Raw genomic sequence first — 25,213 nt, 5'->3', positions numbered from 1 at the left:
CCTTGTGTCGCGAAAGGGCTGCAAAGCAGCCCCAGGGATTTTCGCCGAAACGAAAAGATCAGGAAAAACTGCAATGGCCCATGTACCTCAAGTAAAAATCCCCGCCACCTATATTCGCGGCGGCACCAGCAAAGGCGTGTTCTTCCGCCTCCAGGACCTGCCCGAGCAGGCCCAGGTCCCAGGCCCGGCCCGTGACGCCCTGCTGCTGCGGGTGATCGGCAGCCCCGACCCGTACGGCAAGCAGATCGACGGCATGGGCGGCGCCACCTCCAGCACCAGCAAGACGGTGATCCTGTCGAAAAGCATCAAGGCCGACCATGATGTCGACTACCTGTTTGGCCAGGTGTCCATCGACAAGGCCTTCGTCGACTGGAGCGGCAATTGCGGCAACCTGTCCGCCGCGGTCGGCTCGTTCGCCATCAGTGGCGGGCTGGTCGATGCCAGCCGCATTCCGCGCAATGGCATCGCCACTGTGCGGATCTGGCAGGCCAACATCGGCAAGACCATCATCGCCCATGTGCCGATCACCGACGGCGAGGTGCAGGAAACCGGCGATTTCGAGCTCGACGGCGTGACCTTCCCGGCCGCCGAGGTGCAGCTGGAATTCCTCGAACCGGCCGCTGACGAGGACGGCGAAGGCGGGGCGATGTTCCCCACCGGCAACCTGGTCGACGACCTCGAGGTGCCGGGCGTCGGCACCTTCAAGGCGACCCTGATCAACGCCGGCATCCCGACCATCTTCGTCAATGCCGCCGATATCGGCTATACCGGTACCGAGCTGCAGGACGCCATCAATGGCGATATCGCCGCGTTGCAGCGTTTCGAGAGCATCCGTGCCCATGGCGCGGTGCGCATGGGGCTGATCGAGCACGTCAACCAGGCCGCCGGACGCCAGCACACGCCGAAGGTGGCGTTCGTCGCGTCGCCGACAAGCTATACCTCCTCCAGTGGCAAGGTTGTCGCCGCCGAGGACGTCGACCTGCTGGTGCGTGCGCTGTCGATGGGCAAGCTGCACCACGCGATGATGGGCACCGCGGCGGTCGCCATCGGCACCGCCGCGGCGATCCCGGGGACGCTGGTCAACCTCGCCGCCGGTGGCGGCGAACGAAGTGCCGTGCGTTTCGGCCATCCGTCCGGAACGCTGCGGGTCGGTGCCGAGGCGCGTCAGGTGGACGGCCATTGGACCGTGACCAAGGCAATCATGAGCCGAAGCGCTCGGGTGCTGATGGAGGGCTGGGTGCGCGTGCCCGGTGATAGCTTCTAAGCGCACCATCAGCGCTCGGCTTATCTGGCCCATCGCGGGGCAAGTCGCATCGGCGCACCGCCGATGCGACTTGCCCCGCGATGGGCTGCAAAGCAGCCCTTTTTCAAGGAGCCACGAATGAGCGCAAACGTAGACCTCAACACCCGCCCCGACTACGACCAGGTCCTGCAGACCCTCGCCGACTACGTGCTCGGCTACCGCGTCGATTCCCCCGAAGCCCTGAACACCGCCCGCCATTGCCTGATGGACACCCTGGGCTGCGGCCTGCTGGCCCTGCGCTTCCCCGAATGCACCAAGCATCTCGGCCCGCTGGTCGAGGGCACCATCGTTCCCCATGGCGCCCGCGTGCCCGGCACCAGCTACCGTCTCGACCCGGTCAAGGCCGCCTGGGACATCGGCTGCATCGTCCGCTGGCTGGACTACAACGACACCTGGCTGGCGGCGGAGTGGGGCCACCCCTCGGACAACCTCGGCGGCATCCTGGCGGTCACCGATCACCTGTCGCAAAAGCGCGTGGCCAACGGCGAGGCGCCCCTGGTCATGCGCGAGGTGCTCGATGCCATGGTCATGGCCCACGAGATCCAGGGCGTGCTGGCGCTGGAGAACTCGTTCAACCGGGTCGGCCTGGACCATGTGCTGCTGGTCAAGGTCGCCTCCACGGCGGTCTGCGCCAGGCTCATGGGCGCCAATCGCGAGCAACTGCTGTCGGCGCTGTCCCACGCCTTCGTCGATGGCCAGGCCCTGCGCACCTACCGCCACGCGCCCAATGCCGGCTCGCGCAAGTCATGGGCGGCGGGGGATGCTTCCAGCCGCGGCGTGCGCCTGGCCGATATCGCCCTGCGTGGCGAGATGGGCGTGCCCGGTGCGCTGACCGCCAGGCAGTGGGGCTTCTACGATGTGTCGTTCAGCCATGCCAACAAGGACCTGGCGCTCAAGCCCGAGCCGCTGCGTGAACTGCGCCTGCCGCAGCCGCTGGGCAGCTACGTGATGGAGAACGTGCTGTTCAAGATCAGCTTCCCTGCCGAGTTCCACGCCCAGACCGCCTGCGAAGCCGCGGTGACCCTGCACCCGCAGGTGCGCAACCGGCTGCACGAGATCGACCGGATCGTCATCACCACCCATGAGTCGGCGATTCGTATCATTTCCAAGGAGGGGCCGCTGGCCAACGCTGCGGACCGCGACCACTGCCTGCAGTACATGACCGCCGTGCCGCTGATCTTCGGCGACCTGGTGGCCGAGCACTACGAGGATGCCTTCCACGCCGCGCACCCGAGCATCGACCGACTGCGCGAGAAGATGGTGATCGTCGAGGAGCCGCGTTTCAGCCGCGAGTACCTGGAGGCCGACAAGCGCTCTATCGCCAATGGCGTGCAGGTGTTCTTCAAGGACGGTTCGCACACCCCGCAGGTGGTGGTGGAGTACCCGATCGGGCATCGGCGCCGGCGGGAGGAGGGGATGCCGTTGCTCGAGGCCAAGTTCAGGGAAAACCTGGCGACGCGGTTCGCGCGGCAGCGCTGTGAGGCGATCCTGGACGTGTGCAAGGATCAGCAGGCGCTGGAGTCCATGCCGGTGCACAGGTTCGTTGACCTGTTCGTGATCTGACGACAATCGCGGGTCAAGCCCGCTCCCACGTGGGGGAGCTCATCCTGGCGTGGGAGCGGGCTTGCCCCGCGACAGGGCCACAAAACCAACAAAAAAGCCCCGGTATCGCTACCGGGGCTTTCGCTTACAACGTACTGCTCAGCTTACGCCTGAACCACCGGGATCTTGGCGTTGGCCGCCGCTTCGCGGAACTCAGCGATCTGGTCGAAGCTCAGGTAGCGGTAGACGTCGGCAGCCATGCTGTCGATGTCTTTCGCGTACTGCATGTACTCCTCGACGGTCGGCAGCTTGCCGATGATCGAAGCGACCGCAGCCAGCTCGGCCGAGGCCAGGTACACGTTGGTGGCGTCGCCCAGACGGTTCGGGAAGTTACGGGTCGAGGTGGATACCACGGTCGAACCGGTCTGCACACGTGCCTGGTTACCCATGCACAGCGAGCAACCTGGCATTTCCATGCGCGCGCCAGCCTTGCCGTAGATGCCGTAGTAGCCTTCCTCGGTCAGCTGGTGGGCGTCCATCTTGGTTGGAGGGGCCAGCCACAGACGGGTCGGGATACCGCCCTTGACCTTGTCCAGCAGCTTGCCGGCGGCGCGGAAGTGACCGATGTTGGTCATGCACGAACCGATGAACACTTCGTCGATCTTCTCGCCCTGTACCGAGGACAGCAGGCGGGCATCGTCCGGGTCGTTCGGCGCGCAGAGCACAGGCTCCTTGACGTCGGCCAGGTCGATCTCGATGATCTCGGCGTATTCGGCATCGGCGTCGGCCGACAGCAGCTCAGGCTTGGCCAGCCAGGCTTCCATGGCCTGGGCGCGGCGCTCCAGGGTGCGGGCATCGCCGTAGCCTTCGCCGATCATCCAGCGCAGCAGGGTGATGTTGGACTGCAGGTACTCGGCGATGGCCTTTTCCGGCAGCTTGATGGTGCAGCCGGCGGCGGAACGTTCGGCCGAGGCGTCGGACAGCTCGAAGGCTTGCTCGACGGTCAGGTCGTTCAGGCCTTCGATCTCCAGGATGCGGCCGGAGAAGGCGTTTTTCTTGCCTTTCTTCTCGACGGTCAGCAGGCCTTTCTGGATCGCGTAGTAAGGGATGGCATGGACCAGGTCACGCAGGGTGATGCCAGGCTGCAGCTTGCCCTTGAAGCGGACCAGGATCGACTCCGGCATGTCCAGCGGCATGACGCCGGTGGCGGCGGCGAAGGCCACAAGGCCGGAGCCGGCCGGGAACGAGATGCCGATCGGGAAGCGGGTGTGCGAGTCGCCACCGGTGCCGACGGTGTCAGGCATCAGCATGCGGTTCAGCCAGCTGTGGATGATGCCGTCGCCTGGACGCAGCGACACGCCGCCACGGGTGCGGATGAAGTCTGGCAGGGTGTGGTGGGTGGTGACGTCGATCGGCTTCGGATAGGCCGCGGTGTGGCAGAACGACTGCATCACCAGGTCGGCGGAGAAGCCCAGGCACGCCAGGTCTTTCAGCTCGTCGCGGGTCATCGGGCCAGTGGTGTCCTGGGAGCCGACGGTGGTCATCTTCGGCTCGCAGTAGGCGCCTGGACGCACGCCCTGGCCTTCCGGCAGGCCGCAGGCGCGACCGACCATCTTCTGTGCCAGGGTGAAGCCCTTGGTCGAAGCGGCTGGCTGCTCGGGTTTCTTGAACAGGTCCGAAGCACCCAGGCCGAGTTCGGCACGGGCTTTCTCGGTCAGGCCACGGCCGACGATCAGCGGGATACGGCCACCGGCGCGGACTTCATCCAGCAGTACTTCGGTCTTCAGTTCGAAGCTGGTGACCAGTTCGTCGCTGCCGTGACGGCGCACTTCGCCCTTGAACGGGTAGACGTCGATGACGTCGCCCATGGCCAGGTTGGTGCAGTCGAATTCGATCGGCAGGGCGCCGGCGTCTTCCATGGTGTTGTAGAAGATCGGGGCGATCTTGGTGCCGAAGCAGAAACCACCGGCGCGCTTGTTCGGAACAAACGGGATGTCGTCGCCGAAGAACCACAGCACCGAGTTGGTGGCGGATTTACGCGAGGAACCGGTACCGACCACGTCACCGACGTAGGCAACCGGGAAGCCTTTGGCTTTAACGGCTTCGATCTGGGCCAGCGGGCCGACCGAACCTGGCTGCGAAGGCTCGATGCCGTCGCGGGCCATCTTCAGCATGGCCAGGGCGTGCAGCGGGATGTCAGGGCGCGACCAGGCATCCGGAGCAGGGGACAGGTCGTCGGTGTTGGTTTCGCCAGGCACCTTGAACACGGTCAGGGTGTACTTGTCGGCGATCGCCGGACGGCTGGTGAACCACTCGCCGGCAGCCCAGGATTCCAGCACGGCCTTGGCGTGGGCGTTGCCAGCCTTGGCTTTTTCGGCCACATCGTGGAAGGCATCGAACATCAGCAGGGTGTGCTTGAGCTGTTCGGCCGCGACGGCGCCCAGTTCGGCGTCGTCCAGCAGCGCGACCAGCGTCTCGATGTTGTAGCCGCCCTGCATGGTGCCGAGCAGCTCGGTGGCGTGCTTGCGGTCGATCAGCGGGGACTTGGCTTCACCCTTGGCGATAGCGGAGAGGAAAGCGGCCTTGACGTAGGCGGCTTCGTCGACTCCTGGCGGAACGCGGTTGGTGATCAGGTCTACGAGGAAGGCTTCTTCGCCGGCCGGCGGGTTTTTCAGCAGCTCGACCAGGCCTGCAGTTTGTTCGGCGTTCAGCGGCTGGGGCACGATACCCAGAGCGGCACGCTCTTCGATGTGTTTGCGGTAGGCTTCAAGCACAGTTATTACCCTCATCAGTGGTCCCTAAAGGGAGTCCGGGACGCTCATCCAGCATTCCATGCACCCATGCGCTCAAGACGGCTTTTTGGGCCGGCAAGCCAGGGTCGCAGAGAATCCTTACAGAAGCTGCTTTCAAAGTTTTACGCCTGTAGAACGGAAGGCTGATGAGGGGTTGGCCATGGCCATGCGCGCTTGCATGGACAGGGCCAACGCCGTTCTACCGGATGAACTGTGCTCGTGACGCTTTGAAAACAGCTTCCAACGGACATTGTTGCCTTGAAAAGGCGGAGTGATTCTACGGCAAAAATAAGCCGAAAGTAAGGCGGCGTAGATGACTTTAACGGGTGACCCTGGTTAGACAAAGGGCTAACATGAACCGGTGTTCCACCGCCAAGCTGTTGTTTCTACATGTCCAACCAATCCATCAAGACCCCTTGCGTCGGCCTGTGCTCCACGGTCTACGGCGACCTGGTGTGCCGTGGCTGCAAGCGCTTTCACCACGAAGTGATCCACTGGAACGGCTATGACGACGAGCAGAAGCGCGCCGTGTGGCTGCGCCTGGAGCAACTGCTGGTGCAGGTGATGATGGCCAAGCTGGAAGTGTTCGACAAAGAGCTGCTGCGCCAGCAGCTGGAGCAGCGCTCGATCCGCTTCGTGGCGCAGCAGTCGGAGTATTGCTGGGCGTATCAGTTGATCGCCCGCGGGGCGCGGATGATCCGCGATCTGGAGGCGTACGGGATGGCGCTGTTGCCGGAGTTCCGCGATTGGGACCTGCCGCAACTGCGTGATGCCATCGACCGGGAGTTCTTCCTGCTGTCGGAGGCGCATTACCAGCGCTATATCGCGCCGAGCTTTTTGCGAGATGCCCTGGATCGCGGGCAGGGCTGAAGCCCTGGGGTGATCGTGCTGGCCTCTTCGCGGGCAAGCCCGCTCCCACAGGATCGGCACAGATTTCAAAAGCTGTGGCGTACCTGTGGGAGCGGGTTCACCCGCGAAGAGGCCGGTGCAGATCAGTCCCCGGTGTACTCGCACCCGCTGGTGCAGGTCTCATGGATCCGCACCTTCGACAACTCCGGCAGCAGCGGCTTGACCTGCTCCCAGATCCACTTGGCGATCACTTCGCTGGTAGGGTTTTCCAGGCCTGGAATGTCGTTCAGGTAGTTGTGGTCCAGTTGCTCGTAGATCGGCTTGAAGATCGCCTTGATCTCGGAGAAGTCACGGATCCAGCCGGTGTGCGGATCGAGCGGACCGGTCAGGTGCAGGGCGACCTTGAACGAGTGGCCATGCAGGCGGCCGCACTTGTGCCCGGCAGGGACGTTGGGCAGGCGGTGGGCCGATTCGAATGTGAACTCTTTGAAAATTTCCACGCTGGCATAACTCTGTGTGAATCAACGATGCGCGCAGTCTACCAGCATGCCCGCTACAAGGCTTGCAACCGATCCTGCAACCGCCCGGTGGCGATCAGCTCCAGCAATTCATCGCCCAGGCGCCGGCTTTCGGCGATGGCCTGGTACCAGTAGCGCCTGCGACCCGGCGCATCGCCCATGAAACGCTTGAAATCGTTGCGGTCCGGCAGCTTGCCGTAGGGCAGGGCGGCCAGGTACTGCGGCGACGGGGTCATCAGCAGCACGTTGTGCAGGCGCGTGGCGTCGCCCTTGCGCCAGGGCAAGGCCTTGTCGAACCAGCCGGGCACCACCTTGTCGGTGAAGTGCGGGTAAAGCACCAGGTCGTCGCCCTGGTAGGGCAGGTCCAGGTGGTAGTCGAGCAGGCCGCCGTCGCGGTAGGTGCCGGTCCCGGCGCCGGGGATGTCGCGCACGCCTTCCATGACCATGGGGATCGAGCCCGAGGCGAGCAGGGCGTGGCGCAGGTTGGCCAGGTCCAGCGGCAGGCAGCGCGACGGGAAGTCGGTCAGTGGCTCCAGTGGCGGCGCGGCGCGCCCGTCATGCAGGATCACCCGCTCGAAGTGTCGGCCCAGGCGCGCGCGCCCCAGCAGGTTGCTGGCGATCACCGAGGACAGGCCCATGCCCAGGCGGCCGCGGTGGTCGTGGGCGAGCTGGCCATGGCTTTTCACCACCAGGATGTTCAGGCGGTAGTGCGGGTTGGCGAGGACCTGCCCGTCGCGGCCCTGCAACAGGTCGTCGAGCATGCGCTGGCAGCTCTGGCTGATCGCTTTCGGCGTCACGCCCTTGGCGAAATCCTGCTCGGTGTACAGCTCGCCCAGGCGGCGGATGCCGGCGACCGGGTCGTCAAGGCAGGCGCTGGCGAAGCGCCAGGCGCCGATCGAGGCGCCGATCAGCGCGCGCTGGCGCGGCGCGGTGGGCAGCCACTCACCGAACAACGCCAGGTCCAGGCCCTGGATCCCCAGCGGTTTGGGGCCACCGGCGGCGCCTGGTAGCACACCGACATCTTCGGCCCGCAGGCCGCGTTCGCGGATCTGCCGCAGGGCACGCTGGCCGGCCTTGAAGGTCAGGGCGGGGTACTTGATGTGGATGGCGCTCATGGCGGGGTCTCGGGTGGGGCAGGCGGGCAGTATAGAGGTTTTGCCGGCCTTGCCGAGGTGCCGGACATACACGTCCCCTGTAGGAGCGGCCTTGTGTCGCGAATGGGCTGCAAAGCAGCCCCAGCGATCTTTGCATCAACGCTGAAATCCTGGGGCCGCTGCGCAGCCCTTTCCGACCGGTCCGACGCCTCGGCAAGGCCGCTCCTACAAGGGACTGCGTACGGGCTCATATGAGCTGCGCTATCATGCGGCCAGCTGTTTTCAGGTTGAGTTAAGGACCGGTGGTTAATCTTAACCCCGTAGACAAATTACATATCTCGCTGGAGAGAACCTCATGAAAACGTTGACTGCCCTGTTCACCGCCGCTGCCCTCGCTTTCGGTGCCAACGCCGCCTTCGCCAAGGACGTGCAGCCCGACGAAGTGGTCAAGCTGGTGAACGCCAAGACCATCAAGTCGCTGGAGGAGCTCAAGGCCGCCGCCGTCGCCAAGCACCCCGGCGCCACCGTGACCGACTCGGAACTCGAGAACGAGTATGGCCGCTACATCTACAAGGTCGACCTGCGCGATGCCCAGAACGTCGAATGGGACGTGGACCTGGACGCCAAGACCGGTGAAGTCCTGAAGGACGAGCGAGACAACTGATGCCTGCACTACCGCGAACGGCACGCTACCTGGCCTTGGCCCTGATGGTCGTGTGTTCGCTGGCCGCCGCGCGCGACCTGGATCAGGATGAAGCCCTGGCGCTTCGGCAAAAGGGCATCATCCTGCCGCTGGAGCAACTGCTCGAGTCCGCCCTGGGGCGTTACCCCGGGGCGCGGCTGCTGGAAGCGGAGCTGGAAGAGAAGCACGAGCGCTACGAGTACGAGGTCGAACTGCTGACCCCGGCCGGCGTGGTGCGCGAGATCAAGCTCGACGCCCGCACCGGCGAGTTGCTCAAAGACGAGGAAGACGACTGAATGCGCCTGCTGCTTGTCGAGGACAATGTCCCCTTGGCCGACGAACTGACCGCCGCCCTGCAACGCCAGGGCTACGCCGTGGACTGGCTGGCCGATGGCCGCGACGCGGTGTACCAGGGCCAGAGCGAACCCTACGACCTGATCATCCTCGATCTCGGCCTGCCCGGTCTGCCGGGCCTGGAGGTTCTGACGCAATGGCGCGCGGCGAGCCTGGCGACCCCAGTGCTGATTCTTACTGCCCGAGGTTCCTGGGCCGAGCGGATCGAAGGGCTCAAGGCCGGCGCCGACGACTACCTGAGCAAACCCTTCCACCCCGAGGAACTGCAACTGCGCATCCAGGCCCTGCTGCGCCGGGCCAAGGGGCTGGCCAACCAGCCGAAGCTGGAAGCAGCCGGCCTGCACCTGGACGAATCGCGCCAGTGCGTGAGCCGCGAGGGTGTCGATGTCCAGCTCACCGCCGCCGAGTTCCGCCTGCTGCGCTACTTCATGCTGCACCCGGGGCAGGTGCTGTCCAAGAGCCATCTGGCCGAGCACCTGTATGACGGCGAAACCGAGCGCGACTCCAACGTGCTGGAAGTGCACGTCAACCACCTGCGGCGCAAGCTCGGCCGCAGCGTGATCGAGACCCGTCGCGGCCAGGGCTACGTATACGCCGGGAGCACCGCGTGAAGTCGATCCAGGCGCGCCTGAGCCTGGGCCTGGTGGCGGTGCTGGTGGTGGTGGGGTTGGCCCTGGCGCAGTTGACCCTGTGGCTGTTCGAGGCCGGCCTGCAACGCTACCTGGAAGCCGGCTTGCGCAAGGAAAGCGAGAACCTGCTGGTGGCGCTGGTGCGTGGTCCGTCCGGCTTGCAGTTGGACGAGCGGCGGCTGTCGGCGGCCTACCAGCAGCCCTTCTCAGGCTACTACTTCCGCATCGATTTCGACCAGGGTACCTGGCGCTCGCGTTCGCTGTGGGACCTGGACATGCCCAAGCCCGGCAAGCCCGGGCTGGATGATGGCCACGAACTGGGCCCCGAGGGCCAGCAACTGCTGGCCTATCGCGGCGATTACCGACGCCTGGGGCAGGACATCTCGATCAGCGTGGCCCAGGACTATTCGCCGGTGCGCGAGGGTTTCCGGCGCATGCAGCAGATCGGCCTGGGCCTGGGCCTGGTGGCGCTGCTGCTGGTGCTGGTGTTGCAGCGCATCACCGTGACCCGCTCGCTGCGCCCGCTGGAACGGGCGCGCCGGCAGATCGCCCAGCTGCAGCAGGGCCAGCGTTCGCAGCTGGATGCCGAGGTGCCCAGCGAGCTGCAGCCCTTGGTGGATCAGATCAACCACCTGCTGGTTCATACCGAGGACAGTCTGCGCCGTTCGCGCACTGCGCTGGGCAACCTCGGTCATGCCTTGAAGACGCCGCTGGCAGTGCTGCTCAGCCTGGCCGCCAGCGAGCGCCTGCAGGCGCTGCCCGAGGTGCGTGCGCAGATGCGCGAGCAGCTGGAGCAGATCCAGCAGCGCCTGGCCCGCGAGCTCAACCGCGCGCGCCTGGCCGGCGACGCGCTGCCGGGCGCGCAGTTCGACTGCGACGCCGAGTTGCCGGGGCTGCTGGCGACGCTGGGCATGATCCATGGCGAAGGCTTGCTGCTTGAACGCGATGTAGCGCCCGGGCTTTTGCTGCCCTGGGACCGCGAAGACCTGCTGGAACTGCTCGGCAACCTGCTGGACAACGCCTGCAAATGGGCCGACAGCGAGGTGCGCCTGGGCATCGCGCCGACCGCCGAGGGTTATCGGCTGTGGGTAGACGATGATGGCCCGGGGATTCCCGAGGCGCAGCGCCTGCAGGTGCTCGAACGTGGCTCGCGGCTGGATGAGCAGGTCGATGGCCATGGCCTGGGGCTGGGCATCGTACGCGACATCGTCGAGGCCTGGGGCGGGCAGATCGCGCTGCTGGAAAGCCCGCAGGGTGGGCTGCGGGTCAGTATCGAACTGCCGCGCAAAGGACGTTGATCGGCGTACGGCCGCAGACATCCTTTACATCGGCATATGCGATTCCCTGTGGGAGCGGCCTTGCGTCGCGAAAGGGCTGCGCAGCAGCCCCGGCGATTTTGCTTGATGTAGAGATCCTGAGGCCGCTACGCGCCCCTTTCCGACCGGTCCGACGCCTCGGCAAGGCCGCTCCCGCAGGGATGGTGCATGCCCTGAGGAGGAGCGGATCAACCGTGCAAAAAAATTGCAGTACAGCCGCAGTTTTTTGAATTGGCCCGTCATAGCCCACACCCGGCACAATCCCTCCCCACGAAACCCTGCGGTTTCCATCTCTCCATGGACGGAGCCCCCTTGCGCCATTGCATTGCGCAACACAGGGCCCAGGCCGGTCGCGCTGGGCTTTCTTTTTACAATCAGAAGAACACGATCAAGTCACCTCGATGCCTGCCTCGCGTCCCGAATCCCGCTTGCAGCGCCTGCTCCCGGCGCCGTTGAACATCCCTCCCCGAGAATGGTTGCGTGCAGGTCTTGGCGCGCTGCTCGGCCTGTTTCTCGCCGGCTACCTGTGCAGCCTGGCCTATGGGCCATCGATCGCCCTGCATCTGCTGGGCCCGCTCGCAGCCTCGGCGGTGCTGGTGTTCGCCGTGCACTCCGGTCCGTTGGCCCAACCCTGGCCCGTGCTGGGCAGCTATGCGCTGGCGGCTGTCGTAGGCCTGGCTATGCGCCACGCCTTTGGCGATGGCTTGTGGGTCGCGGCGGCGGCGTTGGGCATCGCCATCCTGGCAATGTGCCTGCTGCGCTGCCTGCACCCGCCCGGTGGCGGCGTGGCGGCCAGCGCGGTGTTGGCCGACCCGGGGCTGGTGGCCATGGGTGACCACCTGCTCGAGCCGGTATTGCTCAATGCACTGATCCTGGTCGGCGTGGCCGTGCTCTACAACCGCCTGACCGGCGTGCGCTACCCCAAGGGTGCGACGCCGCGCCGCGACCTGCACCACACGCACGACCCGCTGCCGGGTGAGCGGGTCGGCATCAGCTCCGGGGACCTGGACCAGGCCCTGGAGGAGATCGGCGAGTTCGTCGATGTCACCCGTGACGAGTTGGAGCGGATCATCCTGGCCACCGAGCAGCACGCCCTGCACCGCAGCCTGGGCGGCATCACCGCCAGCTCGGTGATGTCCCGCGACGTGCAGGCCGCCACCCCGGCCACCACCCTGGAGCAGGCCTGGCGGATGCTCGCCGAGCACCACCTGAAAACCTTGCCGGTCCTGGACGATGGCCGCCTGGTGGGTATCGTCAGCCTCAGCGACCTGGTCGGCCCGGCCATGGCCCGTGGGCGTTTCAGCTGGCGCGGCCTGTTCCGTCGCCATACCGTGCGCCTGGACCAGGTGATGAGTCGCCGGGTGGTCAGTGTCGATGGCGAGCAGCCGCTGGAGCGCTTGTTGCCGTTGCTCAGCGAGCAAGGCTTGCACTGCCTGCCGGTGCTTGATGGCGAGCGCCTGGTGGGGGTGATTACCCAGACCGACCTGATCGCCGGTCTCAAGCGACACCTGCTCAGCGCCGCCGCGCCGGGCTCAGATCACCGGGTCCCAGCGCTGTGACCAGTCGCTTTCGCCAGCGGCCACCAGCCGGCGCAACACGCTGAAGGCCTGCTGCAACGCCTCGCTGTCGCGTTCGCGGGCATGCACCAGGAAGGTCGGGTAGGTGAATTCCGGCGCCTGGGGCACACGCTCGAACACGCCGCTCTGCAGGTAGGCCTGCACCACTCGCGTGCGGAAATAGCCGCTGCCGCCACGGTCGAGGATGAACTGCAGGGCCAGCGGCCCGAGGTTGAAGCTCAGGGCGGGGCGTGACAGCTCGGGCAGGGCGGCATCGTGCTGGCGACGGAAAGCCTCGCCCCAGTCGATGTAGACATAGGGATCGGGCGAATCGGCCCGGCGCACGCGAATCAGCTTCTCTTCCATCAGTTGCTCGACCTGCAGGCCCGGGCCATAGGTCGGCTGGTAGACCAGCGCGGCGTCGAGCAGGCCCATCTGCACCTTGCGCAGCAGCGACTCGCCGTCGCTGACCTCGCTGCGGATGGCGTGGCTGGGCAACTCCCGGTGCAGGGCGCTGACCCAATCTAGCAGCATGGGGTTGCCCAGGCTCACCTCGGCGCCCACGTGCAGCACCTGCTGGCAGCCCTGGGGCAGTGGCAGGTCGCGGCGCGCCGCTTCCCAGGTCTGCACCAGCTGGTTGGCATAGGTGACGAACGCCTCGCCGTCGCTGGTGAGGCTGGCGCCATTGCGGCTGCGCACGAACAGCTGGCAGCCCAGTTGCTGCTCCAGGCGCTGGACCCGGGCGCTGATTGCGGTCTGCGACACGAACAGGCGTTCGGCGGCGGCGACCAGGCTGCCGCAGCGGACGATTTCCAGGAAGGTTCGGGCCTGATCGATGTCCATGGGAATGTTCTGTGGCTGGAGAGGCCGCCCATTCTAGTGGCTTTGCACCGATATGGGGCGGCCAATGCCTGGATGACTGCGCATGCCAGGCATTGGCCACCGCACGGGGATGCCCGCGAGGCCGTGCGGCGACTTCTTCAGCCCCGCGCCAGCTCGGCCAGATGCATCTTTGCTTCTTCGCTCTTGAGCACCAGCACATCGCTTTCCAGCGAGTCCAGCACGACCTCTGCGGTATTGCCGATCAGTGCCCCTGAAATCCCGGTTCGGGCCACGGTGCCGATGATCGTCACGACCGCATCGCACTGCTTTTCGGTATAGGGAATGAGCACATCGGCTGGCCCTTCAGCGACATGCAAGCGTTCATCGCTGATACCGTACTCTGCCTGGAACGCCCTGCACGCCTCGCGATAGCGCTTTTCGATGGTCTCCGTCAGTTGGTACACCGGGTCCGCCGCCGACAGCATGGGCGAGGGGTGGGCACTGATCACATGCAGTTCCCCTTTGGCCAGGCTGGCAATGTCATAGCCATGGTCGATGATGCTGGCATGCAGCAGGCGATGAGCTTCATCCTGGTTGCCGACATCCACGGCCGCCAGGATCTTGCCACCTGTCCATGGCCGCTCGCTCTTGACCATCAGCACCGCGCACGGGCATTCGCGCAGCAGTTTCCAGTCGCTGGGGGTGAGCAAGGCCTTGCGCAGGGGATTGTCCGGACGGTGCTCCTTGATCACCAGTTCGCAGCCTTCGGCCTGCTGCACATGGATGATCGACTTGTGCAGGTTGTCCTTCCAGTGCTGCTCGTGGGTGACACTGTCGTAACCGTCGTCATGCAATTGGCTGCTGAGCAGGCTGAGCAGTGCGTCATGATCCTGCTTCTTGTCGCACATCAGCAGGTGCAGGCGCGCGCCGGTCACCCCGGCGATCAGCTTGGCCCGGGTCAAGGCACGGCTGTGGGCGTGCTCGGGGTCGAGGACGACAAGGATGCTGCGTACGGCTTGCATGGGCGTGAACTCCCTTCAGGATGGCGGCCAATGCCTGACTATAGACGGCGCCGCTGCCGCCGCCGCTTGATATGTATCAAGCATAGTCACTGGTGCTCGACGCAGTCGCCGGTATAATCGCCGGTCCTGCCGATGTCCTGTGTGATTGTGAGTGCCATGTCCCTGATTCCCGAAATCGACGCCTTCCTCGGTTGCCGTACCCCTGATGCCTGGATCGAGGCGGCGCTGGCCGACCAGGAGACACTGCTGATCGATCACAAGAACTGTGAGTTCAAGGCCGCCAGTACCGCCTTGAGCCTGATCGCCAAGTACAATACCCACCTTGACCTGATCAACATGATGTCGCGCCTGGCCCGCGAGGAGCTGGTGCACCATGAGCAGGTGCTGCGCCTGATGAAACGCCGTGGCGTGCCGCTGCGCCCTGTCTCGGCCGGGCGTTATGCCTCGGGCCTGCGGCGGCTGGTGCGGGCCCATGAGCCGGTCAAGCTGGTGGATACCCTGGTGGTGGGCGCCTTCATCGAGGCCCGCAGCTGCGAGCGCTTCGCCGCCCTGGTGCCGCACCTGGACGAAGAACTCGGCACCTTCTACCACGGCCTGCTCAAGAGCGAGGCACGGCATTACCAGGGCTACCTGAAGCTGGCCCACCAGTATGGTGACGAAGCGGATATCGCCCAGATGGTGGAGCAGGTGCGCGAGGCCGAGGCCGGGCTGATTACTTCACCCGACCAGGAACTGCGCTTCCACAGTGGAATTCCGCTGGCGCAAGCCGCCTGAGCTACTGGCGGCGCCCGAGCAACAAGCCGACCACCAGGCCGAAGCCTGCGGAAATCGCCACCGTCTGCCAGGGGTGGCCGCCAATGTACTCCTGTGTCGCCTCCACCACCGGCTGTGCCTTCTGGCCCAGCCGGCTGGTGGCGTCGCGCGCCTGGCGCAGCTTCAGCCCCAGTTGCGCGCGCATGCCTTCGGCTTCCTCACCCACCAGCGACGCGCTGTCGCTGAGCAGTTTCTCGGACTCCTCGATCAATGCCTGCAGCTCGCTGAACACCTGATCCTTGATCTGGTCGTTATTGCCTTGCGCGGCGGTTTTCCTGGCCATGTACACATCCTCGTGAAGGGTTGGGCGTTGAACAGTGGATGCCACGGCGCCGGGAAAGTTGCAGCGGCGTACCGATGGCGCGTCGCTACAGTGTAAGATAGCGCCCATTTTCCAGCGGCAGGTAATACCCCCATGAGTTTCAATCTGGCCAACATGAGCTTCCAGGAACGGGCGCAGATCGAGGCAGAGAAGGCCCGTTTGTTCGAGTACTGGCAGAACAACCTGGGCAAGGCCAAGGGTGAGGCCGCACGGCTGATCGCGGAGAAACCGCGACGCAAGGGCAAGTGGGCCGAGTGGGTGCGTGCGGAGCTCGAAGGTATTTCGCCAGCGGAATTCAACCAGCTGGTACGCAGTGAAGTGAACAAGATGATGGCGGCTGCCAGCGCCAATCGCTGACTCAGGCGAAGCATTGCGGTACGGTGGCGCGAACCTTCCGGCTTTCTTCTGACTGGAGTTTGCGCGATGCCCAGATCCATTGTTGCCGCCCTGCAGATCGGTTCGTTGCCCGAGGGCAAGGCCGCGACCCTGGCACAGATCCTCGACTACGAGCAGGCCATCCGCGAGGCCGGCGCCAGCCTGGTGGTGATGCCCGAGGCATTGCTCGGCGGCTATCCGAAAGGCGAGGGGTTCGGCACCCAGCTCGGCTATCGCCTGCCTGAAGGGCGCGAAGCCTTCGCCCGCTATTTCGCCAACGCCATCGATGTGCCGGGTGCCGAGACCGAGGTGCTGGCAGGGCTGTCGGCGCGCACCGGAGCAAGCCTGGTGCTCGGGGTGATCGAGCGCAGCGGCAATACCCTGTACTGCACCGTGCTGTTCTTCGAGCCCGAGGGCGGCCTGGTGGCCAAGCACCGCAAGCTGATGCCCACCGGCACCGAACGGCTGATCTGGGGCAAGGGCGACGGCTCTACGCTGCCGGTGGTGGAGGGCCGTGCCGGGCGCATCGGCGCGGCGGTCTGTTGGGAGAACTACATGCCATTGCTGCGCACCGCGATGTATGCCAAGGGCGTGCAGCTGTGGTGCGCGCCGACGGTGGATGAGCGCGAGTTGTGGCAGGTCAGCATGCGCCATATCGCCGCCGAAGGGCGCTGTTTTGTCATCAGTGCCTGCCAGGTGCAGGACTCACCGGCGGCACTGAGCCAGGAGGTGGCCAACTGGCCGGCCGAGCGTCCGTTGATCAATGGCGGCAGCATGATTGTCGGCCCGCTCGGTGACGTGCTGGCCGGGCCGCTGGTGGGCGAGCGCGGGCTGCTCTGCGCCGAGGTCGACACCGACGAGCTGGTGGGGGCGCGCTACGACTTCGATGTGGTCGGCCACTATGCACGGCCGGATGTGTTCGAGCTCAGCGTGGACGAGCGTCCGCGTCCCGGCGTGCGCTTTGTCGGTCCAGCCACTGGCGGTGAATGATCGTTCGTTTGCCCCAAAACAGGTTTACCATCCTGCGCTTGTGGCTGCGGGCAGGTCCAGTTTGCCTTTGTCGGTGAAGCGTACGGTACCCAGCGGGCCGCTCGCCAATTTGCCGCGCAATACATAGGGCAGGCCCTGCAGGGACTCGACCCGGCTCAGGCCATAGGCCTGGCGCAGAAAGGCGAAGGCGGTGATGCTCACCGGCACCACGATTACTGCTTCGTCGTAGCGGCCGATATGCCCGCGCTGGTCGCTCACCCCGGCGGCCAGGGGCTGGTCGTTGACTTCCAGGTTGAGGGCGATGCCGTTGAAGTCAACGGGGGTTTCGTTGGGGTTCTGCACGCGGATCTTCACCGCCATGCGCAGCTCCAGATCCTGGCCGGGCAGAGGATCGATACCGATCACGCTGATGTTCAGCGGATCACGCGCCTGGAACAGGGCGCAGGCACTCAGGCCAAGGGTCAGCAGCAGGATCAGGCAGATGCGGGCATGCATGGTGATCGGGACCTCGGAGCACGGGCGAGTCCGCAGTGTGGCAAATGCGTGGCGGCGAGGAAAGCGGGGCTCAATGTGTTCCCTGTTCGACAAACACACTGCGCAGATCCTCCATGAACGCCTGCTGCGCTTCACCGGGCTCCTGCCCACGGTGCCGCGCCAAGGTGAACGGCACCATGAAATCCTGTGTCGGGTCCAGTGCCCGCAACAGTCCCAGGGCTTCCCAGGGCGCGGCGCAGTGGCAGGGCAGGTAGCCGATATGCTGGCCTGACAGGATCAGGGTCAGCGCGCTGTCGATCTGCTCCGCCACCGCCAGGCTGCGTCGGCTCTGGAAGGGCTCGCCCCGCTTGAGAAAACGATAGGGATGGCAGACCTGGTCGGCCTCCAGCAATTGCTCGCGACTGACCTGGGCCTGGTCGAACAGCTCATGCCCCTGGCCACAGTAGAGTCGCTGGAGCTCCTCGAACAATGGCAGGTAATCGAATGCCGCCTGGTTGCCGGAGAAGTAGCTGATGGCGCAGTCCAGGCGCTGCTCCAGCAACAGCCGCTCGAGCTCGGCGGGTGGCGCACTGGTGAGTTCAAGGCGCACCTGCTCGTCGCGTTGACGGAATTGGGCGATGGCCCGGGCCAGGCACAAGGTGACCTCGTGGTCCTGGTTTTCGGCCAGGCCGATACGCAGCGTGCCCAGCAAGCGCCCGGCCACGCCGTTGGCCTGCTGGCGGAACTGCTCGATCTGCAGCAGCAGGCCACGGGTCGCCTGGAGCAGCAGCTCGCCTTTCTCGGTCAGCCTGAAGCCGCTTTTGCCTCGACTGCACAGGCGATAGCCCAGGCGGGTCTCCAGCTTTGCCATCTGCTGGCTGATGCTCGGTTGGCTGAGCCCCAGCACGCCCTGGGCGGCGCTGAAGCCGCCGGCCTCGACTACAGTGACGAACAGCCGCAGCAGGTGCAGGTCCGGGTCGTGCAATTGTCCGAGCATTACATTGGTCCTAGTGAATGTCAGCTTGGCAAAGTTGTCATTTTTACAATGTAACCCGGCAGGCATGCTGGCGGCATCCACCCCCAAGCCGAGGTGCCCGCCATGCGTCGAACGTTGTGCCTGCTTTCATTGCTGATCGCCCTGCCGCTGCAGGCCGAGGAGAAGGTCGTCAACCTGTACAGCTGGGCCGATTATGTCGCCCCGCAAACCCTGGCGCGGTTCGAGCAGGAGACCGGCTACAAGGTCCGCTACGACACCTTCGACACCACCGAGGTGCTGGAGACCAAGCTGCTCACCGGCGGCAGCGGCTACGACGTGGTGGTGCCATCGGCCACGGTACTGGCCCGGGCGCTCAAGGCTGGCGCCCTGCAGCCGCTCGAGGCGCAGGCGATGCCCGGCTACGCCAACCTCGACCCGGACCTGCTGGCCAAGCTGGCCGAGGCCGACCCCGGCAACCACCATGCCGTGCCTTACACCTGGGGCACGCTGGGGCTGGGGGTTAATGTCGAGGCCGTGCGCCAGCGTCTGGGCGACGTGCCGCTGGACAGCCTCGACCTGCTGTTCAAGCCCGAATACGCCAGCCGCCTGAAGGACTGCGGGATCGCCATGCCGGACTCGCCCCAGGAGGTGATCGGCCTGACCCTCAACTACCTGGGCAAGGACCCGTACAGCCAGAGCAAGGCCGACCTGGATGCCGCCCAGGCGTTGTTGCAGCAGTTGCAGCCGTCGATCAGCTACGTGGCCAACGGCCGCCAGATCAACGACCTGGCCAACGGCAGCGTGTGCCTGGCGCTGACCTACAACGGCGACGCCGCCATGGCCGCCGACCAGGCCCGTCGCGCCGGCAAGCCGTTCGAGCTGATCTACCGCATCCCCCGCGAGGGCACGCTGGTCTGGCAGGACAACCTGGTGATCCCCAAGGACGCGCCACATCCCGAGGCGGCCCGTGCCTTCATCGCCTTCATGCTGCGCCCCGAATCGGTGGCGGCCCTGACCAACACGCTGTTCTTCGCCAACGCCAACCAGGCCGCGACGCCGCTGGTGGATGCGGCGATCCGCAACGATCCGGACATCTACCCATCAGCAGCCGTGCGCCAGCGCCTGTTCGCCGACCGCAGCATGGCGTTGTCCGACCTGCGCCAGCGCAACCGCCTGTGGACTGCCTTCCGCAGCCGCCAGTGAACAACAACGACAGGAGACAGACCGTGGACCTCGCCCAGGACAACGACCAGGCCATGACCCGTGACAGCCTCTACGGCACCGCCGCCGAGAGCACCTACGCCGGTATCACCAGTTTTTCCCGGCGCCGCTACAGCCGCGACCTGCGCGGTGTCGACGTGGTGGTCAGCGGGGTGCCGTTCGACACCGCCACCAGCAACCGCCCCGGCGCGCGCTTCGGCCCGCGGGCGATCCGCGCCGCCTCGGTGCAGCAGGCCTGGGCCCGGCACTGGCCCTGGACGTTCGACCCGTTCGACCACCTGGCGGTGATCGACTACGGCGACTGCGCGTTCGACAGCGGCACGCCGGCGTCGGTGCCGGACAGCATCGAGGCACATGCCGAGCACATCCTCGAGGCCGGCTGCGCCATGCTCACCCTGGGCGGCGACCACTTCATCAGCTATCCGCTGCTCAAGGCCCATGCCCGCCGGCATGGCCCGCTGGCGCTGATCCACTTCGACGCCCACAGCGACACCTGGCCGGACGAGGAGGGCAAGCGCATCGACCACGGCACCATGTTCTGGCACGCGGCGCGCGAAGGCCTGGTGGACCCGGCGCACTCTGTGCAAATCGGCCTGCGCACCACCAATGACGACAGCCAGGGCTTCGCCATCCTCGATGCCCGCCAGGTGCATCGCCGGGGCACCGAGGCGATCATCGCCGCGATCCGCCAGCGGGTGGGGGGCAGGCCGGTGTACCTGACCTTCGATATCGACTGCCTGGACCCAGCCTTTGCGCCTGGCACTGGCACGCCAGTGTGCGGCGGGTTGAGCACGGTGCAGGCGCTGGAGATTCTCGGCGGCTTGCGCGGAGTCAACCTGGTGGGGATGGACCTGGTGGAGGTGGCGCCGGCCTATGACCATGCCGATATCACCGCGCTGGCCGGGGCGACCCTGGCGATGGAGATGTTGTGCCTGTACGCGGCGCGGCACAAGGTGGACCAGGCCTGATCGACAGCGCGACTTACGGCCTCATTGCCGGCAAGCCGGCGATGAGGCCGTACAGGCCTACCAGCGCATCCTCACCCCAAGGCTGCCGATCAAGCCGTTGAGGTCATTGTCATCCACGTCGGAGCTGTAGTCGGCACTGACGAACAGCGCCACGTTCGGCGTCACCCGCGCCACCAGGCCCAGCCCCAGTTCCACCGTGGCGGCGCTGCGCGAGCTGGAGATCTTGTCGACCTGGTCCAGCTTCACCGGGTCGGCGTTGCTGAAGTCGTACCAGACGTTGGTGCGCACATAGGGTTCGATGGGCATGCCACGTACTTCGTAGCGCGCCGACAGCTTGGCACCGACCCGGCCGCTCCAGCTGGGCTGGCTGTCAAAGGCCTGCAGCGTTTCCTCCTGCACCTGGCTACCCGGGAAGAACTGCTGGTTGATCAATTGCGCCTGGGGCTCGATCACCCAGCCGGCGCCCAGGCCGATGGGGTAGCCGCCCTCCACCGAGAAGGTCATCGCGTGACCGCTGTCGTCGAGCCGCTGGCCAGCCTGGGAGCGGCCGTTGACGTCGATGCGCGTGCCCATGGCCACGGCGTCCACATGCCAGCCCTGTTCGTGGGTCATGCTCCAGTACACGCCCAGGCTCTCGCCGCTGAGGTTGACGGCGTCACGCTGCTTGTCGCCCAGCAGTGGGCGCATGCCGTTGAAGCTGCTCTGCAGGTTGTTGTGGCCGACGAAGATCCCCGCGCGGTGCACGTTGCCGCCATTGGTTTCACGCACGAACAGGTCCGGGCCGATCATCATCTGCTGGCTGGGCGCCTCCACCTGCGCCGGCGGCTGGGCGCCCGGACGTGGCGTGCCGGGGAAGAACTGCGCCCACTGGCTGGCGATATGGTCGGTGTCGGGCTGGCTGTGACGCTCACCCATGCGCTCGGAGAAGGCGCTGAGCAGGCCCTGGTTGAGGCCGCTGACGCTGACCGGATCGAGCGACAATCGCGGCACCTCGGGCTGCGCCAGGACGGGGGCGAAGGGTTCGCCCTCCTGGGTTTCGAAGGCGAAGGTTTCCACCGGGGTTGCCAAGAGCAGCGACGTGGAAACCGCACAGAAAAAAGCGTCGAAGCGCGAGGGATTCGAGGTGCTTTTCATGGCGGATCTCCTGTTGATGTATGAAGTGAACAGCCCAAGACCTGGCCTGATGTCACGAGCTGTACGACAAGAACAGGGGGCGACAGGTACCAGCGCACCGGCCTTCTGCAGAGCGCACGAGGGCGCGCGCTAGAGGCCCGGCACGGGTTTTTACGTCTGGTGATTACTGTTCAGCTAAGGAGAGGACGGCGCTTGCGTCAAGAAAGCGTGAAGGGATCGCGAAATGCCTGTTTGACTGTTCAACTTATTGAATTTGCGCAAATTTGAACGGTGTATATCAATAATGGTGATTTGCCGCCCCGCGGCTATGCCGAATCGTTGCTACAACCGCACTTCCACCGCCAGCGGCAGATGGTCGGAAAGGTGGGTCCAGGGCTTGTTGCCAAGGATTCTCGGTGCGTGGCTATCGGCGTTGCGCAGGTAGATGCGGTCCAGGCGCAGCAGCGGCAGGCGGGCCGGGTAGGTGCGGGCCAGCAGACCGTGGTGGCGCTCGAAGGCCTCGTGCAGGCCGTGCTGCAGCCCCAGGGTGTGGTTGCCGCGCAGCTGCCAGTCGTTGAAGTCGCCGGCGATGATCACCGGGGCATCGGCCGGCAGGGCGTCGAGCAGCCGGCGCAACAGGTGCAGCTGTTGCTGGCGATGGCGCTCGAGCAGAGACAGGTGCACGCAGATGGCATGTACCTGGCGCTGCCCGGGCACGTCCAACACGCAGTGCAGCAGGCCACGGCGCTCGGGGCCGGTGATCGATACGTCGAGGTTGCGGTGTTCGATGATCGGGTACTTGGACAGCAGCGCGTTGCCGTGGTGGCCGTCGGGGTAGACCGCGTTGCGGCCGTAGGCGAAGTCGCTCCACATGCTGTCGGCGAGGAATTCGTACTGCGAGGTCCGTGGCCAGCCGGGGTAGCGTGCGGCGTGACGGTCGTGGCTGCCGAGCACTTCCTGGAGGAACACGATGTCGGCCCCGGTGCTGCGCACCGCCTCGCGCAGCTCCGGCAGGATGAAGCGCCGGTTGAAGGCGGTGAAGCCCTTGTGGGTGTTGACCGTCAGTACCTTTACCCGGTGCACGGCCGGGGCCTGGTTGACGTTGGCGAAACCTGGACTGCCGGCTTCGAGGTTCACGGGTGCTCCTGGGGGAAGGGGGCCGCTTTGCGGCCCATCGCGACACAAGGCCGCTCCCACAGGAGATCGCGGCCTCTGTGGGAGCGGCCTTGTGTCGCGATGGGCTGCGCAGCAGCCCCAGGTTATTACTGACTCAACACAGTCTAGGACAGGCCTTCCCCTTTGGGGTTCAGTCCTCCTCCCGCTGCAGCACCAGCAACAGCAACGATCGCCCCTTCACCTCGAACACCATGTCGAACGCCAGGTGCTGCGGCTTGCGCAGCTCGGGCCGGTCGGTGTCCACCAGGCAGCTCCAGTAGTCGCCCTCCGGCACCGCCGGCAGGGTGAACGGCACCACGTCGTGGTAGGCGTTGACGATCAGCAGCATGGTCGCCTCGGCGCCGGGCCGGGCGATGCCGCTGACCTGGGCGCGGCCGTCCATCAGCATGCCCAGGCACCGCCCGTGCGGGTCTTCCCATTGCTCGACGGTCATCTCGCTGGCGTCCGGGGCCAGCCAGGTGACGTCCTTGACCCCGATCGCCTCGTTGTAGTCGCCGACCAGAAAGCGCGAGCGGCGCAGGATCGGGTAGGCCAGGCGCAGGCGGGTCAGGCGCCTGACGAAGGCCATCAGCGCCTTGCCGTCCTCATCCAGGTCCCAGTTCACCCAGCCGATCTCGCTGTCCTGGCAGTAGGCGTTGTTGTTGCCGTGCTGGGTGCGGCTGAACTCGTCGCCGGCAACGATCATCGGCGTGCCCTGGGCCAGCAGCAAGGTGGCGAAATAGTTGCGCATCTGGCGCATGCGCAGGGCGTTGATCGCCGGGTCGTCGGTGGGGCCTTCGACGCCGCAGTTCCACGACAGGTTGTTGTTGGTGCCGTCCTGGTTGTTCTCGTCGTTGTCTTCGTTGTGCTTGTCGTTGTACGACACCAGGTCGCGCAGGGTGAAGCCGTCGTGGGCGGTGACGAAGTTGACCGAGGCGTAGGGGCGCCGGCCACGGTTGTTGAACAGGTCGCCCGAGGCGGTGATGCGCGCGGCAAAGTCGGCGAGCATGCCTTCGTCGCCCTTCCAGAAGCTGCGCACGGTATCGCGGAAGCGATCGTTCCATTCCGCCCATCCAGGCGCGAAGTTGCCCACCTGGTACCCGCCCGGGCCGCAGTCCCAGGGTTCGGCGATCAGCTTGGTCTGGCTGAGCATCGGGTCCTGGCGGCAGGCGACGAGGAAACCGTGGCGCTCGCTGTAGCCGTCGTGATAGCGGCCGAGGATGGTTGCCAGGTCGAAACGAAAGCCATCCACGTGCATCTCGCCGGCCCAGTAGCGCAGCGAGTCGGTGACCAGTTGCAGCACCCGGGGGTGGCTCAGGTCGAGGGTATTGCCGGTGCCCGAATCGTTGATGTAGAAACGCCGGTCGTCGGGCATCAGGCGGTAGTACGAGGCGTTGTCGATGCCGCGCATCGACAGGGTCGGGCCGCGCTCGTTGCCCTCGGCGGTGTGGTTGTAGACCACGTCGAGGATTACCTCGAGCCCGGCGTCGTGCAGGTGCGCGACCATCTCCTTGAACTCGGCGATCTTGCCGCTGGCCAGGTAGCGCGGGTGCGGCGCGAAGAAGGCGATGCTGTTGTAGCCCCAGTAGTTGTTCAGGCCCTTGTCCAGCAGGTGCTGGTCGTTGACGAAGGCGTGGATCGGCAGCAGCTCGATGCTCGACACACCGAGTTCCTTGATATGCGCCAGCAACTCGTCGTTGGCAAGCCCGGCGAAGGTGCCGCGCAGGTGCTCGGGCACCGCCGGGTGGCGCATGCTGATGCCGCGGGTGTGGGCTTCGTAGATGATCGTGCGCTCCCATGGGATCGACACGCGCTGGTCGCGGCCCCAGGTGAAGGCCGGGTCGATGACCTTGCACTTGGGCACGAAGGGGGCACTGTCGCGCTCGTCGAACGACAGGTCGGCGTCGGGGTGGCCGATGGTGTAGCCGAACAGCGCCTCCGACCATTTCAGTGAGCCGACCAGTTGCTTGGCATAGGGATCGATCAGCAGTTTGTTGGGGTTGAAGCGGTGGCCATTCTCGGGCTCGTACGGGCCGTGCACACGGTAGCCGTAGACCAGGCCCGGATGGGCGTCGGGCAGGTAGCCGTGGTAGATCTCGTCGGTGTACTCGGGCAGTTCGATGCGCTCGATTTCCTCCTCGCCGCTGGCGTCGAACAGGCACAGTTCGACCTTGGTGGCGTTGGCCGAGAACAGGGCGAAGTTGACCCCCAGGCCGTCCCAGGTGGCGCCGAGCGGAAAGGGCAGGCCTTCGCGGATGCGCGATGGGGCGACGGAGCGGGTCTTCTTCGGGGTGCGGGGGCTCATGGCGGTCCTCATGGTCCGGGGC

General features: G+C 65.7%; 24 protein-coding genes. 13 read left to right on the top strand and 11 right to left on the bottom strand.

The window, feature by feature from the left end:
• Positions 1-73 precede the first annotated feature (73 nt).
• Both prpF and prpD read left to right on the top strand, forming a co-directional pair.
• Positions 74-1,264, top strand: coding sequence for a 2-methylaconitate cis-trans isomerase PrpF (prpF, locus tag DMX06_RS14400; protein WP_110738105.1), 1,191 nt, complete (start codon positions 74-76; stop codon positions 1,262-1,264).
• Positions 1,265-1,381: 117 nt separating this feature from the next.
• Complete coding sequence (prpD, locus tag DMX06_RS14395) at positions 1,382-2,866, top strand: 2-methylcitrate dehydratase (protein ID WP_110738104.1); 1,485 nt, start codon at positions 1,382-1,384, stop codon at positions 2,864-2,866.
• A 143-nt stretch (positions 2,867-3,009) separates the two neighbouring features.
• On the opposite strand, the gene acnB is transcribed toward prpD, so the two are convergent.
• A complete protein-coding gene (gene acnB, locus DMX06_RS14390) occupies positions 3,010-5,619 on the bottom strand; it encodes a bifunctional aconitate hydratase 2/2-methylisocitrate dehydratase (protein WP_110738103.1) in 2,610 nt (869 codons plus the stop codon).
• 408 nt (positions 5,620-6,027) lie between these two features.
• On the opposite strand from acnB, the gene DMX06_RS14385 reads away from it, so the two are divergent.
• Positions 6,028-6,507 carry a DUF1289 domain-containing protein gene (locus DMX06_RS14385; RefSeq protein WP_110738102.1) on the top strand — a complete coding sequence of 160 codons (480 nt, stop codon included), beginning with the start codon at positions 6,028-6,030 and terminating at the stop codon, positions 6,505-6,507.
• A 122-nt stretch (positions 6,508-6,629) separates the two neighbouring features.
• Here DMX06_RS14385 and queD read toward each other — a convergent pair whose 3' ends face one another.
• Together queD and DMX06_RS14375 are read right to left on the bottom strand one after the other, a co-directional pair.
• A complete protein-coding gene (gene queD / locus DMX06_RS14380; protein WP_011533154.1) occupies positions 6,630-6,986 on the bottom strand; it encodes a 6-carboxytetrahydropterin synthase QueD in 357 nt (118 codons plus the stop codon).
• A gap of 53 nt (positions 6,987-7,039) precedes the next feature.
• Positions 7,040-8,119 (bottom strand): patatin-like phospholipase family protein, encoded by a 1,080-nt coding sequence (locus DMX06_RS14375; protein WP_110738101.1) that lies wholly within the window; start codon positions 8,117-8,119, stop codon positions 7,040-7,042.
• A gap of 334 nt (positions 8,120-8,453) precedes the next feature.
• On the opposite strand from DMX06_RS14375, the gene DMX06_RS14365 reads away from it, so the two are divergent.
• The 5 genes from DMX06_RS14365 to DMX06_RS14345 all read left to right on the top strand — a co-directional run bounded on the left by DMX06_RS14365 (position 8,454) and on the right by DMX06_RS14345 (position 12,638).
• Positions 8,454-8,762 (top strand): PepSY domain-containing protein, encoded by a 309-nt coding sequence (locus tag DMX06_RS14365; RefSeq protein WP_110738099.1) that lies wholly within the window; start codon positions 8,454-8,456, stop codon positions 8,760-8,762.
• Positions 8,762-9,076: a PepSY domain-containing protein gene (locus DMX06_RS14360; protein ID WP_050705080.1), complete on the top strand. Its 315-nt coding sequence runs from the start codon at positions 8,762-8,764 to the stop codon at positions 9,074-9,076. The genes DMX06_RS14365 and DMX06_RS14360 overlap by 1 nt, the downstream gene beginning before the upstream one ends.
• Positions 9,077-9,745, top strand: coding sequence for a response regulator transcription factor (locus DMX06_RS14355; RefSeq protein ID WP_110738098.1), 669 nt, complete (start codon positions 9,077-9,079; stop codon positions 9,743-9,745).
• Positions 9,742-11,061 carry a sensor histidine kinase gene (locus DMX06_RS14350; RefSeq protein ID WP_110738097.1) on the top strand — a complete coding sequence of 440 codons (1,320 nt, stop codon included), beginning with the start codon at positions 9,742-9,744 and terminating at the stop codon, positions 11,059-11,061. Before DMX06_RS14355 ends, DMX06_RS14350 begins: the two co-directional genes overlap by 4 nt.
• 419 nt (positions 11,062-11,480) lie before the next feature.
• A complete protein-coding gene (locus DMX06_RS14345; RefSeq protein ID WP_110738096.1) occupies positions 11,481-12,638 on the top strand; it encodes an HPP family protein in 1,158 nt (385 codons plus the stop codon).
• Here the strand turns inward: DMX06_RS14345 and DMX06_RS14340 are convergent.
• Both DMX06_RS14340 and DMX06_RS14335 read right to left on the bottom strand, forming a co-directional pair.
• The gene (locus DMX06_RS14340) at positions 12,612-13,478 is read right to left on the bottom strand and encodes a LysR family transcriptional regulator (RefSeq protein WP_110738095.1); all 867 of its coding nucleotides are present in this window, start codon (positions 13,476-13,478) and stop codon (positions 12,612-12,614) included. The genes DMX06_RS14345 and DMX06_RS14340 overlap by 27 nt on opposite strands.
• 137 nt (positions 13,479-13,615) lie before the next feature.
• A complete protein-coding gene (locus DMX06_RS14335; RefSeq protein WP_110738094.1) occupies positions 13,616-14,479 on the bottom strand; it encodes a universal stress protein in 864 nt (287 codons plus the stop codon).
• Positions 14,480-14,635: 156 nt separating this feature from the next.
• On the opposite strand from DMX06_RS14335, the gene miaE reads away from it, so the two are divergent.
• Positions 14,636-15,253: a tRNA-(ms[2]io[6]A)-hydroxylase gene (gene miaE, locus DMX06_RS14330; protein ID WP_110738093.1), complete on the top strand. Its 618-nt coding sequence runs from the start codon at positions 14,636-14,638 to the stop codon at positions 15,251-15,253.
• Position 15,254: 1 nt separating this feature from the next.
• Here miaE and DMX06_RS14325 read toward each other — a convergent pair whose 3' ends face one another.
• Positions 15,255-15,575, bottom strand: a complete 321-nt coding sequence (locus tag DMX06_RS14325) for a DUF883 family protein (protein WP_031315252.1) — start codon at positions 15,573-15,575, stop codon at positions 15,255-15,257.
• Positions 15,576-15,707: 132 nt separating this feature from the next.
• Between DMX06_RS14325 and DMX06_RS14320 the strand changes: the two genes are divergently transcribed.
• Positions 15,708-15,971, top strand: a complete 264-nt coding sequence (locus DMX06_RS14320) for a hypothetical protein (protein ID WP_110738092.1) — start codon at positions 15,708-15,710, stop codon at positions 15,969-15,971.
• A 66-nt stretch (positions 15,972-16,037) separates the two neighbouring features.
• Positions 16,038-16,979 (top strand): carbon-nitrogen hydrolase family protein, encoded by a 942-nt coding sequence (locus DMX06_RS14315; RefSeq protein ID WP_110738091.1) that lies wholly within the window; start codon positions 16,038-16,040, stop codon positions 16,977-16,979.
• A gap of 24 nt (positions 16,980-17,003) precedes the next feature.
• Here the strand turns inward: DMX06_RS14315 and DMX06_RS14310 are convergent, their stop codons facing one another.
• Complete coding sequence (locus DMX06_RS14310) at positions 17,004-17,474, bottom strand: LEA type 2 family protein (RefSeq protein WP_110738090.1); 471 nt, start codon at positions 17,472-17,474, stop codon at positions 17,004-17,006.
• Between the two features lie 70 nt (positions 17,475-17,544).
• Positions 17,545-18,450 carry a LysR family transcriptional regulator gene (locus DMX06_RS14305; RefSeq protein ID WP_110738089.1) on the bottom strand — a complete coding sequence of 302 codons (906 nt, stop codon included), beginning with the start codon at positions 18,448-18,450 and terminating at the stop codon, positions 17,545-17,547.
• A 102-nt stretch (positions 18,451-18,552) separates the two neighbouring features.
• Here DMX06_RS14305 and DMX06_RS14300 point away from each other — a divergent pair, with 102 nt between their 5' ends.
• Entirely contained in the window at positions 18,553-19,632 is a 1,080-nt protein-coding gene (locus DMX06_RS14300) for an extracellular solute-binding protein (RefSeq protein ID WP_110738088.1), read from the top strand.
• A gap of 23 nt (positions 19,633-19,655) precedes the next feature.
• Positions 19,656-20,618: an agmatinase gene (speB, locus tag DMX06_RS14295; protein ID WP_110738087.1), complete on the top strand. Its 963-nt coding sequence runs from the start codon at positions 19,656-19,658 to the stop codon at positions 20,616-20,618.
• 57 nt (positions 20,619-20,675) lie between these two features.
• Here speB and DMX06_RS14290 read toward each other — a convergent pair whose 3' ends face one another.
• The 3 genes from DMX06_RS14290 to glgX all read right to left on the bottom strand — a co-directional run bounded on the left by DMX06_RS14290 (position 20,676) and on the right by glgX (position 25,191).
• Positions 20,676-21,752 carry an autotransporter outer membrane beta-barrel domain-containing protein gene (locus DMX06_RS14290; protein ID WP_110738086.1) on the bottom strand — a complete coding sequence of 359 codons (1,077 nt, stop codon included), beginning with the start codon at positions 21,750-21,752 and terminating at the stop codon, positions 20,676-20,678.
• A gap of 321 nt (positions 21,753-22,073) precedes the next feature.
• Positions 22,074-22,868: an endonuclease/exonuclease/phosphatase family protein gene (locus DMX06_RS14285; protein ID WP_110738085.1), complete on the bottom strand. Its 795-nt coding sequence runs from the start codon at positions 22,866-22,868 to the stop codon at positions 22,074-22,076.
• 169 nt (positions 22,869-23,037) lie between these two features.
• Entirely contained in the window at positions 23,038-25,191 is a 2,154-nt protein-coding gene (gene glgX / locus DMX06_RS14280) for a glycogen debranching protein GlgX (RefSeq protein ID WP_110738084.1), read from the bottom strand.
• Positions 25,192-25,213: the final 22 nt, after the last annotated feature.

The organism is Pseudomonas mosselii, from assembly GCF_003205295.1.
Classification (GTDB): domain Bacteria; phylum Pseudomonadota; class Gammaproteobacteria; order Pseudomonadales; family Pseudomonadaceae; genus Aquipseudomonas; species Aquipseudomonas mosselii_B.
Note: the sequence above shows the minus strand (reverse complement) of the source record. Positions and strands in the feature narration are given on the sequence as shown.